This is a genomic window from Priestia sp. ABM2_011 (assembly GCF_056158845.1).
This window is the reverse complement of the sequence record NZ_JBSWUB010000001.1, coordinates 1,037,555-1,050,175: the sequence shown is the minus strand read 5'-3', so window position 1 is coordinate 1,050,175 and position 12,621 is coordinate 1,037,555. Positions and strand designations below refer to the sequence as shown.

The 12,621-nt window shown below is 38.1% G+C and carries 12 protein-coding genes and 2 pseudogenes; 2 read left to right on the top strand and 12 right to left on the bottom strand.

Translation table 11 applies throughout. From position 1 onward, the window contains the following. Nucleotides 1-3 precede the first annotated feature (3 nt). From spoIIIAA to ACXAE4_RS05565, 6 genes are all read right to left on the bottom strand, one after another. The gene (spoIIIAA, locus tag ACXAE4_RS05590; RefSeq protein WP_028411598.1) at nucleotides 4-951 is read right to left on the bottom strand and encodes a stage III sporulation protein AA; all 948 of its coding nucleotides are present in this window, start codon (nucleotides 949-951) and stop codon (nucleotides 4-6) included. Nucleotides 952-1,016: 65 nt separating this feature from the next. Beyond that, complete coding sequence (locus ACXAE4_RS05585) at nucleotides 1,017-1,298, bottom strand: YqhV family protein (protein WP_028411599.1); 282 nt, start codon at nucleotides 1,296-1,298, stop codon at nucleotides 1,017-1,019. 138 nt (nucleotides 1,299-1,436) lie between these two features. After that, nucleotides 1,437-1,994, bottom strand: a complete 558-nt coding sequence (gene efp, locus ACXAE4_RS05580; protein ID WP_013059155.1) for an elongation factor P — start codon at nucleotides 1,992-1,994, stop codon at nucleotides 1,437-1,439. A 19-nt stretch (nucleotides 1,995-2,013) separates the two neighbouring features. After that, a complete protein-coding gene (locus tag ACXAE4_RS05575; RefSeq protein WP_028411600.1) occupies nucleotides 2,014-3,072 on the bottom strand; it encodes a M24 family metallopeptidase in 1,059 nt (352 codons plus the stop codon). Between the two features lies 1 nt (nucleotide 3,073). Further along, nucleotides 3,074-3,511 (bottom strand): type II 3-dehydroquinate dehydratase, encoded by a 438-nt coding sequence (aroQ, locus tag ACXAE4_RS05570; protein ID WP_013059157.1) that lies wholly within the window; start codon nucleotides 3,509-3,511, stop codon nucleotides 3,074-3,076. A gap of 121 nt (nucleotides 3,512-3,632) precedes the next feature. Next, nucleotides 3,633-4,169: a YqhR family membrane protein gene (locus ACXAE4_RS05565; RefSeq protein WP_028411601.1), complete on the bottom strand. Its 537-nt coding sequence runs from the start codon at nucleotides 4,167-4,169 to the stop codon at nucleotides 3,633-3,635. A 313-nt stretch (nucleotides 4,170-4,482) separates the two neighbouring features. Here ACXAE4_RS05565 and ACXAE4_RS05560 point away from each other — a divergent pair, with 313 nt between their 5' ends. After that, nucleotides 4,483-5,439, top strand: coding sequence for a DUF1385 domain-containing protein (locus tag ACXAE4_RS05560; RefSeq protein WP_028411602.1), 957 nt, complete (start codon nucleotides 4,483-4,485; stop codon nucleotides 5,437-5,439). A 48-nt stretch (nucleotides 5,440-5,487) separates the two neighbouring features. Then, nucleotides 5,488-5,886 carry an SA1362 family protein gene (locus ACXAE4_RS05555; protein ID WP_013059160.1) on the top strand — a complete coding sequence of 133 codons (399 nt, stop codon included), beginning with the start codon at nucleotides 5,488-5,490 and terminating at the stop codon, nucleotides 5,884-5,886. Nucleotides 5,887-5,916: 30 nt separating this feature from the next. Here ACXAE4_RS05555 and ACXAE4_RS05550 read toward each other — a convergent pair whose 3' ends face one another. From ACXAE4_RS05550 to ACXAE4_RS05525, 6 genes and pseudogenes are all read right to left on the bottom strand, one after another. After that, nucleotides 5,917-6,798 (bottom strand): patatin-like phospholipase family protein, encoded by an 882-nt coding sequence (locus tag ACXAE4_RS05550; RefSeq protein ID WP_028411603.1) that lies wholly within the window; start codon nucleotides 6,796-6,798, stop codon nucleotides 5,917-5,919. Between the two features lie 102 nt (nucleotides 6,799-6,900). Then, entirely contained in the window at nucleotides 6,901-7,332 is a 432-nt protein-coding gene (mntR, locus tag ACXAE4_RS05545) for a transcriptional regulator MntR (RefSeq protein ID WP_013085004.1), read from the bottom strand. A gap of 285 nt (nucleotides 7,333-7,617) precedes the next feature. Further along, nucleotides 7,618-8,739, bottom strand: a pseudogene (locus ACXAE4_RS05540) (hypothetical protein); the annotation flags it as partial. A gap of 83 nt (nucleotides 8,740-8,822) precedes the next feature. Continuing rightward, entirely contained in the window at nucleotides 8,823-9,746 is a 924-nt protein-coding gene (locus ACXAE4_RS05535) for a hypothetical protein (protein WP_034327233.1), read from the bottom strand. 209 nt (nucleotides 9,747-9,955) lie between these two features. Beyond that, nucleotides 9,956-11,395 (bottom strand): annotated as a pseudogene (locus ACXAE4_RS05530) (vitamin B12-dependent ribonucleotide reductase); the annotation flags it as partial. Nucleotides 11,396-11,707: 312 nt separating this feature from the next. After that, on the bottom strand, nucleotides 11,708-12,541 hold the full coding sequence (locus ACXAE4_RS05525) for a lipoate--protein ligase family protein (protein WP_013085005.1): 834 nt from the start codon (nucleotides 12,539-12,541) through the stop codon (nucleotides 11,708-11,710). Nucleotides 12,542-12,621 lie beyond the last annotated feature (80 nt).

Genomic DNA, 12,621 nt, shown 5'->3' with positions numbered 1-12,621 from the left:
CCATCACCCTTTACTATTTTCAATAAGCGACTTTTCAGCGGTCAATTTCATGGAGTTATAATGCTCATCATAGATAGCCTGAAGTGTTCCAGGACCTCGGCTGTTCGATAGCACAACATACTTTTTAAATACGTGAAGTTTCATTAAAGCTTGCAAAGTGGGACGCTTCATTAAATCGTCAATGTCATACCCATGAACAGTCATAATGACACGAACACCAGCATTAACGGCTTCAAGTACGGCCTTACAATCTTCTTCACTTCCAACTTCATCCACGATCAGTACATCGGGACTCATGGAGCGAATCATCATCATCATGCCTTCAGCTTTCGGACAGCTATCTAATAAATCCATTCTAGATCCGAATGTATGCTGAGGAACCCCTTTAACAGCCCCAGCAATTTCTGATCGTTCATCTACAATCCCTACTTTAAACGGAGGAATCTTAGAGCGCTCTATGCCAGTGCTTATTACTCTGGCTAAATCACGAATCATGGTTGTTTTTCCTGTTTGAGGAGGTCCTATAATAACCGTACTTTGCCAATAGCGATTGTATAAAAAAGGAATAAGCTGATTCGAAATGCCAATCTTTTGTTTAGCAATCCGGATATTAAAGGATGATACATCGCGAATCACACGAACCTGTCCATTTTCCGTTACAACTTTTCCCGCTAGTCCAACCCGGTGTCCGCCTTCAATGGTGACATATCCTTTTTTTAATTCTTCTTCAATCATATAAATCGAAAACTGGCTTAGTTTATTTAAGATAAATAAAGCATCTTCTGCACTTGGAAGATACGATTCGAAATAAGGCTGATTGTTGATTGTAAATTCGACAGGTCTTCCTATGCGCACTCGAATTTCTTCTAGCACATGAGAATGGTTTGTGACATAAAATTCAACAGTCTTTTTTAAATTAGGCGGAAAAATTGCAAGTATTTCGTTTAACATATTCATCCCCTCATATTTGAACTCACTTCAATGTATTATGAGCTTGACCATTTTATGCCTACCTTTTATTTAAAAACACCGATTAAAATGAAGAGCACTCCTATTACAATCATGATTAATTTTCCAAAAGATAATTGATCTGCTACGGACACTAAGCCAATGGTGAAAGAACTCACCATTACAATCGGACCAACAAGCGCTAGCATTCCATTAATCATTAACGCTTTTTTCACATCATTGTTTGTGACAATTAAAATAGCGGCAATAAACTCAATAAATGAAGAAATAAATCGAAGGCACGCCATCGTTAATACCGTACCGTTTAAATGATCCAACCACTGCTTCATAAGCCCCTCCTATATCTCTGCGTTGTTTAGTACAACCTATGCAAAATAAGGAAGGGTTAGCACAAAAAAACACACAAAAAAGGCAGAGAATCATTCTCTGCCTTTTTCGTGTGTTTGCAGCTTGCTTACACGACCGAATTACGCGCGTGATACGTAGCTGCTGTCTGTTGTGTTAATAATTAATACGTCGCCTTCATTTACGAAGAAAGGAACGTTTACTGTTAAACCAGTTTCAACAGTTGCTGGTTTTGTACCGCCAGAAGCTGTGTCACCTTTAATACCAGGTTCAGTTTCTGTTACTTTAAGCTCAACTGTGTTTGGAAGTTCAACACCTAATGTCTCACCTTGATACATCATAATTGCGACTTCCATATTTTCTTTTAAGAATTTTAGCTCATATTCAATTGCACTCGCCGGAAGCTCTAATTGCTCATAAGACTGGTTGTCCATGAATACGTGCTGATCGCCGCTTGCATATAGATATTGCATTTTACGATTATCAATTTGAGCTTTTCCTACCTTTTCACCTGCACGGAACGTTTTTTCTTGCACAGCTCCTGTACGAAGGTTACGTAGTTTTGAGCGAACGAATGCAGCGCCTTTACCAGGCTTTACGTGTTGGAAATCCATTACACGCCAAATACCCCCGTCTACTTCTACTGTCAAACCTGTACGAAAATCATTTACTGAAATCATGAAGAAATCCTCCTACATTTTATAAAATAATGAACTCTTTTGATGAGTGCGATAATGCCTCATTACCTTCTGCTGTGACGATCGTATCATCTTCAATACGAACGCCCCCTAAGTCTGGTATGTAAATACCTGGTTCAACGGTTACAATCATACCTGGCTGCAGTACATCTGTAGATTTCACAGAAAGTGATGGGCCTTCATGTACTTCTAACCCTACGCCGTGACCGGTCGAATGTCCAAAATACTGGCCGTATCCGTGTTCTGTAATATAATCACGCGTTAGCGCATCTGCTTCTTTACCCGTCATACCTGCTTTGATACCGTTCATTCCGTTAAGCTCTGCTTGCAGTACGACATTATAAATTTCTTTTAGCTTATCACTTACTTCACCGACGGCAAATGTTCGTGTGATATCTGAACAGTAACCATTATAGTATGCGCCAAAATCAAGCGTTACAAGTTCCCCTTTTTCAATTACTTTGTCAGAAGCAACACCATGCGGTAAAGCCCCGCGATGCCCTGAAGCAACAATTGTATCAAAAGATGAAGATGTTGCGCCTTGTTTTCTCATAAAGAACTCCAGTTCATTCGATACTTGAAGCTCTGTTAAACCAGGACGAACAAAGGTTAAAATATGTTCATATGCTGCATCTGCTATTTTTGCAGCTTCCTTTAATATCTTAATCTCTGAGTCACTCTTTATCAAGCGTAAGTTTTCGATTGCGTGCGAGATTGGAACAAGTTCCGCTCCGATATGCTTATCAAATAATTGATGCTGTCCATATGTAACATAATTCTGTTCAAAACCAAGCTTTTTAATTCCAAATTGTTTCACTACACTCGCTACTTCTTCTACAATAGGACCCTTGTGCTGAACGATATCAAAACCTTCTGTTTGACTAGTTGCTTGTTCAACATAACGAAAATCTGTTACAAATGCCGCTTTGTCTTCAGAAATGATAACGACACCAGCAGATCCTGTAAAATTGGTCATATAGCGTCTGTTATATTCACTTGTAACGACAACACCGTCTACATTCAACTTTGAAAACTGTTCGCGTAGTTTTTCGATTTTCATTTTATTTCCCCCTTAATTGTAAAAGTGCCTGCAGAGCAAGCTCGTATCCGTATAAACCTAACCCGACAATTTGACCATGCGTAACAGGTGCCGTCACCGAATGGTGGCGAAACTCTTCACGCTTATGTACGTTCGAAATATGCACTTCAATAACAGGAACAGATATACTGGCAATCGCATCTCGAATGGCATAACTGTAGTGAGTAAAAGCACCAGGATTGATCATAATCCCATCAAACTTCTCATCCGCTTCGTGAATCCAGTCGATAATTACACCTTCGTGATTAGACTGTACGCACTCAACTTCTACCCCATGGTCTCTGCCTGCTCGCTGAAGCTTCTCTTCAAGATTTTGAAGATTATCTGTCCCATATACCGCCGGTTCGCGTACGCCTAAACGGTTTAAATTAGGACCGTTTATTACTAAAATCTTATTCATCTTATTTCAACACTCTCCCCTACTACGAACCCTTTATGCAGCTCACTTGTGTGAATTTACATTTTATTTTTCTTTTTAAATCATTATATAGAATATATTAGCATACGTTGGAACATTCACACTACTTATTCGCCGTTTGAAAATCTGTAGATTCATCTTTTGTTTGAAGCTCTGCCGCTTCAAAAGAAATGGAATATCCGATGAATACACCATATAAAATATAAATACAGAGGGATGAAATAATTGTGTTAGCTGGAAGCTCTCCAATTGTTTTCAAGTTAGGAAAGAGCGGATTCAAAACAACGAATACGATTGCCCACCATAATAAGCCGTAAGCAAAACCTATCCAAATTGTTTTAAACTTCTTTAATAGGACGTAGTATAACAACCCGACAACAATAGATAATACCCCTATGAGAAAAATACTGACGATAACACCTATTCCTTTATCCTTCCAATCACCTAATGCCCATGGATCTAAAAGCATATTTGGATTGATAACACTAAAGCTAAACAGATAATTTAAATAGCCAATAAAGCTCCAGAAAACCCCTCCAAAAAAGGAAATAAAGATGGCTTTAAATAAAAAAGATATTTCCTGTTTATGCGTAGGTTGGTTATCCTGTTTTTTTTCATGCTGTTCTTTAGGTTCTGACATATTAATCACCTCTTGATGTAGTATGAACTTTTTTCTCATTTCCTACCGACTCATTTCTAAGTTTTTACGTTTATTACTCTTCCTATACGCAAGAAGGGCGCCTGATATCGCAGAGACATTTTAAAACTACTTCGCACAGAGTTTCATAAACAAATTTTATAAATGAAAGGAAAAAAATTCATATGAAGGGTGTGGAGATGAAAAATATTGGCTAAACTAGATAACATGCATCCGCCTAGAGGTTTATTTGATTTTGCTGTAGAATATAAAATACTAAGAAGTCTAGTCTAGTTAAGTTAGGTTGGTGCCTGAAATGTCTAAATTACAAAAACCTGCGTATGGTGGTCAAGCCGTTATAGAAGGTGTCATGTTCGGTGGCAAACGTATGATGGTGACGGCTATTCGCCGCAAAGATCAATCTATTGATTATTTTCATTCAAAAAGAAAATCAAATTCCGTACTCACTGCTTTAAAAAAAATTCCTTTTTTACGAGGAATTGCTGCTATTGTTGAAGCCAGTGCAAACGGTACGCAGCACTTGAACTTTTCCTCTGAACGCTATGACGTGAATCCAGAAGATGATACTCAAGTAGCAGCAGAACAACAAAAAGAGAAAAAAGAATCAAAACTATCTTTAATATTTGGCGTTGCAACTATTGGTGTAATATCCTTTCTTTTCGGGAAAGTACTATTTACATTGATTCCTGTGTTTTTAGCACAATTGACACGTCCTGTTTTCACTTCAAGTGTAGCTCAAGTTTTTATTGAAGGAGTATTTAAACTATTATTGCTCCTTGGCTATATTTATGTGATTTCACAAACGCCACTTATTAAACGGGTGTTTCAATATCATGGAGCAGAACACAAGGTCATTAATGCATATGAAAACAATGCTGAACTTACGGTAGAAGCCGTTCAAGCACAATCTCGACTTCATTATCGCTGCGGAAGTAGCTTTATCCTCTTTACCGTAGTTGTAGGAATGTTTGTCTACCTACTAGTTCCAACGGATCCTCTTTGGTTACGAATTGTGGATCGCCTTGCATTAATTCCAGTTGTCCTTGGTTTATCATTTGAAGTGTTACAGTTAACCAATAAAGTTCGTCATGTCCCTCTTCTTCGCTTTTTAGGTTATCCCGGTTTATGGCTTCAGCTTTTAACAACCAAAGAACCAAAAGATGATCAAGTTGAAGTTGCGATTGCTTCATTTAAAGAACTTTTACGCGTTGAAAATGAACTTTCTTCTACCACTGACGAACAAGTTGTCTAATCCACACCGTTTTGCTTTCTTTTTTTACTATTTTAGGAGGTGAACAAAATGAGACGTCCATTCGTGAAACCACTTGTATATGGTCTAATCGGGTTAGGAGTCATTGGCTTTGCATTTACGTTGATTACAGATCCAGCTGTTTTATTACGTCAAGCAGGTTATATTTTTCTGTTTATCATTTTGTTTTACTTAGTTTATCGGTTTATTCTCCGCCCTTCTCAGACAAAAGGTCAAGATAGAGGCTATGTGCGCGCAGTAAAGCAATCGAAACTGCGTCAAAAAGAAAAAGAGCGAGGAAGCAACAAAGTTGATATGCATACGTACCGAAGCTCAAATAAGCGCCCGGTATCCAAATCAACGAAACCGCTAAAGAAAAAGAAAAACAACTCACACTTGACCGTCATCGAAGGTAAAAAAGGAAAAAAGAAAAATAGAGCATTCTTTTAAAAAAACAAGGAGAAAAGCCTCCTTGTTTTTTTAATAGCACCATTTTTTCAAAAATGCCCTTGTACGCTTTTTGCCAAACGCAATCAGCTCTTCCTTCCGTTCTTCTGTGAGGGTAAATTCTGTCGCAAAAACTTGATTAACAGGTAAAAAGATAATATTTTTTTCGTGACGTTTTGAAATATGTCTTGCATCGTGCGCATCTTTCATCGTCTCAAAAAGCGCACTGAATAAACCAACGGCATTTTTAATTTTATTCCGTTCTCTCTCTTCGTCCTTCGGACTCAGCTTCACACCAATTACCGGTCGTTTCTTCAAACTTTTATCATCATCAAATAAAAAAATTGGAAAGTTGCTTAACACTCCCCCGTCGACTATTAAACTGCTTGGAGTAGATTTTAATTTAACCGGCTCAAAAAAATATGGAATGCTGCAGCTCATCCGAACGGCTCTTGCTACAGAAAAACGATTCGGATCAATGTGATATTTAGGCAAATCATCTGGAAGAACAAGCATCGTACTGTTGGTCAAATCTGACGCAATAATACGCAGCGACTGATCAGGCAAATCAGCAAATGTACGAATTCCTCTGCTCCGCAACTTCTCAGCAATCCACTTTTCAAGCCTTTCTCCTTTATATAATCCCATTTTCCAATATAAAAACAGCCATTTTGTCAAGCTCGATGGTAAAAAGGACATTCTTTGATCTAGGAAAGAAGATAACTCAATTTCATTCATCATTTCAACGATTTCTTCACTTGTATAACCAGCTGCTACAAATGCACAAATAATGGAACCCGCACTCGTTCCCGCTAACCGCCGAAAAATAAAGCCTTTTTCTTCTAGAGCTTGTAACGCACCAATCAGTGCAAGCCCTTTAATACCGCCACCTGAAAATACTCCGTCGACGTACACAGCCTCTCCTCCAAACTACCTACTCTACATTTGTAGTCGACTCAGCAACAAGTTATGATAAAAAGAAAAAAAGCAGTGACGCTATTGGCCGCTGCTTTTTCCTTATAATTTTTGCTCTTCTTCATTTCGTTTCTGTACATTGCGAAGATCTTGAATACGGTTATGATTTTCTTCAAAGTATTGAACCAAGTCCCCAATTCGATCAATGGAATTCCAGCTTAAATGATGTTCAATTCCTTCTACGTCATCATAAATATTCTTCTCATCTACGCCAATGATTCGCAATAGCTGCTCTAAGAGCTCGTGGCGATAAACAAGACGTTTTCCAATCTTCTGTCCCTTAGCTGTTAAAACAAGGCCTCGATATTTTTCATAAATTAAGTACTCATCTTTGTCTAGTTTTTGAACCATCTTTGTTACAGATGAGGGGTGAACCGCCAATGCATCAGCAATATCAGACACTCGAGCGTATCCTTTATCTTCAATTAGCATATATATTTGTTCAATATAATCTTCCATACTCGGTGTAGGCATGAAATCTCCCCCAATTAATATTATGTATTGCTAATAATAAGTCATAAATGTCTGTTTCTTATAGTGATATCGTGTTCATGTTTGATAATCTATGTGAAAAAAACGTGTAAATAAAGCGATGTCATAAGATAAAACTGGATAAAAGACATTCAATTAAAATCATACTACAATGCTTATTCAAATACAAGAACCGTTCTCTCCCGCTTCTTATTTATGCCCCATTTTCATACATAATAAAAGCCGACTCACTTGAGTCAGCTTTTACTAGTCAATCATGATTAAAAATTAAAGGCCGCATTTCAGCTGTGCACCACAGTTTGTACATGTGTTGCATCCGCCCATTTCCTCTACCGTTCCTTGACGGCAAACCGGACACGTATTACCTACTTCAGAACCGATTGTTACATCAGTTGAACGAATTTCATTAATTGTATCAACTAACACAACGTGTGGTTTTGTTTCTTCTTTTGGCGCTTCAATTTCTTCATCAAATGTATTTTCTTCTGCTTTTAGCGTTAAGACTTGTGCATCACGGCTTCCGTCTACGTACACCGTACCGCCTTTTGCTCCGCCTTTATACAGACGCTCGTACACTTTTTGAACTTGCTCTACCGTGTAACCACGAGGAGCGTTTACTGTTTTACTAATTGAGCTATCAATCCAGCGCTGAATCACACATTGCACGTCCGCGTGAGCTTGTGGTGCAAGTTCCATAGCTGAAATGAACCATTCAGGAAGATTGTTTGGATCTGCTTCTGGATGCTGATCTAAATACTCTTGAACGATATCAGCTTTCACTTCAATAAACTTACCTAAACGACCGCTTCGGAAGTATGAGAATGAGAAATAAGGTTCAAGACCCGTTGATACTCCAACCATCGTTCCAGTACTGCCTGTTGGCGCTACTGTTAATAAATGAGAGTTTCGGATACCGTGCTCTTTAATGTTTTCACGAATATCTTCAGGCATTTTTTTCATGAAGCCTGTATTTGTGAATGCTTCACGTAAAGAAGCAGTTTCAGCATCTGTTTCGCCCACTAAGAACGGGAAGCTTCCTTTTTCTTTTCCAAGCTCTACAGACGCGCGGTAAGCCGTCGTGGCAATTGTTTCAAACACTTTATCTACTAACTCATTGCCTTTGTCAGAGCCGTATTCTGTTTCACAATAAATAAGAAGATCGTGAAGACCCATTACACCAAGACCAACGCGGCGTTCGCCAAGCGCTTGCTTTTGGTTCTCTTCTAAGAAATAAGGAGTTGCATCAATAACGTTATCTTGCATTCTAACGCCCGTTTCAACCGTTTGACGTAGCTTTTCAAAGTTAACTGTTTTTGTTTCTTTATCTGCCATTTGCGCTAAGTTAACAGCAGCTAAGTTACAAACAGAGAATGGTGCAAGTGGTTGTTCCAAATTTGTTATCGTAAAGGCTTTTTATCCTCTACCTCTTACGCTTCATATTTACGTAAGTTCAGCATACGTTTTCGTTACAATTATTCAGCCATTTCTTTCAAGTACAACATTAATGCTTTTCTACCTTGATCTTTTCCTAAAACAGCTTTGGTAATAACTCTTATATCTTTTACATCATAGATTTGGGCTATCTCGTCCATTAAAGGTTTAAGGTATGTGGAAATTTTATTTAAAGGAATCGAAGTTACTAAAGGTGCATTTGCTTTAGACCATGATTCAACATGATTTTTAATCTGTTGGTGAAGAATTTTTCTATGTTGAACATATGCTTGAGTAGCTGTTTTAATAGCTACTGCTCCACTGCAATGTCTACTACAATACTGCTTCTTTGTAGTAATCAACACTTCCATCTCTTTACCACATTTCAAGCAACAAATAACTTTTCTTCCTACCTTAATTTTACCTTTTTGAGACAAGCCACTTTTTCTTAAGCCTTCTATCATTTTAACTTTAGCTATACCATTACTCGCCCATAAAGCCTTAGTATGTTTGCCTATTTTTATTTTAGCCTCTTCAGTATGTTTCATATTATAATGACCGTTTAATTCACCTTTCAATGACTTACGGATAGTCGTAGCCTCTGAATTGATCCATTGGTCAATGACTGAATTTAAACTAAATGGCAAAGCACGATAGATAACTAACAATTCTTTATAAGATATTAAAGAGCATTTGATACCATAAGTTTCAGAAACTATATTTAGAGATTTTTTGGCTATATCAATTTCTTTTTGACATTTAGATTTAATTTCGACTATTTCAACTGTGTCACCATATTTATCTGTAATAAAAAAATCTGGTTTAAATAGTTTAAATCCTATGTCAAATACCTCTACTTCATAAAGCCAGCTTATTCTCATATAGTCAAGATACCTTGCGTAAGCATATTCATAAGAACTTCTTAAGTAAATACCTTTATAATACCCAGCATACCCTCTGTTCACTAGATACGCCCCTTTGCAAGAGTTTTCAAGGCAGTTCCTATACGGCTAGAAAATTGTAACGTTGCGGCCTCGTGGAAGCATTATAGTCTGTTATACAGGATCAGCTTCTATGCGTTGCCCCTGACTAAACCTTTACGTTTAGCCTTCGGTTCAGATTCCCATCTCAGGGTTCCTGCTTTATTCCGCAATGTTTTACATGAGGCAAACTATTCACCACATGGATTCGTTGCAACAACGTGCTGACCATATGCTTGAGCATTTGTCATGTCATTGGCATTGTCGAAGAAGAAAATGCCTGGTTCAGCTGAGTACGTTGCACAAATATTAATTAAGTTCCATAGCTCTTTTGCACGGATAGTACGGTACGTACGAACTTTGTTTCCTTGTTTTGCCCACTCGCGCACGTCGCCTACTTCGTGCCAGTTTTCATTGTAGTTAGCCATTTCTTCTTTTGAATAGCTTTCTACGTCTGGGAAGCGAAGTTCGTATTCACCGTCGTTTTCAACAGCATCCATAAAATCTTTTGTTAAGCATACAGAAATGTTTGCTCCTGTTAAAAACTCTGAGTTATGAACGCTGTACGTTCCGCCTGTTTGCAGCTTTTCTTCTGCATCTTTAATGATTTTTTCATTAAATCCACCAAGACCAGGAATTTGTTTATAGTTAATGATTCCTTGGTACATTGCTTCTTCAGACTCTGTTAGCGGCGTGAACTTCAATTTATCTTGAGCGTGCTTTTTAATCATTTCGTCATTTGTGTTTTCAATTAAGAAACGTAAAATGCGAGGGTTTTGCATTTTAGAAATAATAAACTCTACAATGTCAGGATGCCAGTCGGCAAGCATGATCATTTGAGCCCCACGACGCGACCCACCTTGCTCAACAAGATGCGTCAGTTTAGCAATATCATCTAACCATGAAACTGAACCAGATGATTTGCCGTTTACACCGCGAGCCAGCGTGTTGCGCGGGCGAAGAGTTGAACCATTCGTTCCAACACCGCCTCCGCGGCTCATGATTTCCATTACTTGTTTGCGGTGTTCTGAAATACCTTCACGTGAATCTTTTACATAAGGCATTACGTAACAGTTAAAGTACGTTACGTCCGTGTCAGCACCTGCACCGTAAAGAACGCGGCCAGCGGGTACAAAGTTTAGCTGAACAAGCTCTTGATAGAACTTTTCAAACCACTCTTTGCGCTTTTCTTCTGTTTTTTCCACAGAAGCTAAGCCTGTTGCATTACGTTTTGCAATTTGCTCATAGAAGACCTCTAGAGGTTTTTCAATGACATCTAAAGAACGAGTAATTAACCCATTTTCTGCTTCTTCAGGTGATAAAGCTCCTCTAAACTCATCTTCTACCTTGACAACAGCGGTTTTTTGCTCAAAATTAATGCTTTCCACATAGCCAAGTCCTCGTGCTGGAAATTTTGGGTCTTCCTTTACAGTTAGAACAACAAAATCTCCTTCTGATAACGTTAATTTTTCCGTATCTTTAAACGCATAGCGGTCTAACATTACCAATCTTGAAACACCTTTATGAGTTAACTTCATATCCGGTGTAATCGGATGTACTTGCGGAAAGCGTTCAATATCTGAATTGAGCTTTTCAACATTCATATTCACTTTTTGATTTAACAAAACAGTCATTCTCACAACTCCTTACCTATCGAACATCTATAAATTTATTAACTCTATTTCCTTTTAAAGGAAATAGAGTTTTTCAATCAACTATCAATAACTTACCACACGGCTTGGACGAATTCAATATATAGTATTTGACACTTCTCCAAACATCTACATATAGAAGGGTGTCAAGTGAAATATTTTTTTTTTCGTAAAAAAAGTGTTTGACTTTTCTTCCCTATGTATTCTATTAGCCAAGCATTGTTTCTAAAAATTCCAATAAAAAGTGCAACTTATAAGAAGTTGCACTTTTATCTATTTACCATCCGCATTCGTTTAGCGCTTAAAGTTCCATTCATCCGATCCGTACTTTGTGCGCGCTAGTTCTTCTACATATGCTTCCTCTTCTTCAGACAGTGTATACGGTTCTAAATCGATATCAAGAGCAGAAGCAAATCCTTTATAAAACGCTTCTTTTGCTTCTTCGATAGAAATTTTGCGGCCCGCAATTGCATTGATGGCTACCGCTTTAGAACGAAATGCGCGCTGCATTCTTTCTTTCACGCGGTCATTTGGATAATTAAACACGCTGAATAATTTATCTTCATCAATCTCTAACAGAATAGAGCCGTGCTGTAGAATAACTCCTTTTTGTCTAGTTTGGGCACTTCCAGCAATTTTGCGGCCCTCTACAACAAGTTCATACCAAGAAGGAGCATCAAAGCACACGGACGAACGAGGGTTTTTTAAGCTATTTTTTTCTTCTTCTGAACGAGGAATAGCAAAATAAGCCTCGAGCCCTAACGAACGAAATCCTTCCAGTAAACCTTCAGAGATGACGCGATATGCCTCTGTAACTGTCTTAGGCATATTAGGATACTCTTCAGATACAATGACGCTGTAAGTAAGCTCTTCATCATGAAGCACGCCCCTGCCGCCCGTTGGACGTCTCACAAAGCCTAATCCTAATTCTTTTACTTTATCAAAGTTAATTTCTTTTTCAGCTTTTTGAAAATAACCGATCGACAGCGTTGGAGGGTTCCATCCGTAAAAACGAATCGTAGGTGGAATTTCTCCTTTACTATGCCATTCTAATAACGCTTCATCTAACGCCATATTGTAATAAGGCGAACGGTTGTTGGAATCAATAAATCTCCACTTTGCTTTCATCTACCTCATCCTCAGCTATATGTAATATAAAAAATAAATCCGTTTTTTAGTCTACCAAAAGATTGAGCTAAGGAAAAGCA

Bases quoted from the DNA above. Each gene is read 5' to 3' on its own strand.
- spoIIIAA (WP_028411598.1), bottom strand. From the start codon at position 951: ATGTTAAACGAAATACTTGCAATTTTTCCGCCTAATTTAAAAAAGACT.
- ACXAE4_RS05585 (WP_028411599.1), bottom strand. From the start codon at position 1,298: ATGAAGCAGTGGTTGGATCATTTAAACGGTACGGTATTAACGATGGCG.
- efp (WP_013059155.1), bottom strand. From the start codon at position 1,994: ATGATTTCAGTAAATGATTTTCGTACAGGTTTGACAGTAGAAGTAGAC.
- ACXAE4_RS05575 (WP_028411600.1), bottom strand. From the start codon at position 3,072: ATGAAAATCGAAAAACTACGCGAACAGTTTTCAAAGTTGAATGTAGAC.
- aroQ (WP_013059157.1), bottom strand. From the start codon at position 3,511: ATGAATAAGATTTTAGTAATAAACGGTCCTAATTTAAACCGTTTAGGC.
- ACXAE4_RS05565 (WP_028411601.1), bottom strand. From the start codon at position 4,169: ATGTCAGAACCTAAAGAACAGCATGAAAAAAAACAGGATAACCAACCT.
- ACXAE4_RS05560 (WP_028411602.1), top strand. From the start codon at position 4,483: ATGTCTAAATTACAAAAACCTGCGTATGGTGGTCAAGCCGTTATAGAA.
- ACXAE4_RS05555 (WP_013059160.1), top strand. From the start codon at position 5,488: ATGAGACGTCCATTCGTGAAACCACTTGTATATGGTCTAATCGGGTTA.
- mntR (WP_013085004.1), bottom strand. From the start codon at position 7,332: ATGCCTACACCGAGTATGGAAGATTATATTGAACAAATATATATGCTA.
- ACXAE4_RS05525 (WP_013085005.1), bottom strand. From the start codon at position 12,541: ATGAAAGCAAAGTGGAGATTTATTGATTCCAACAACCGTTCGCCTTAT.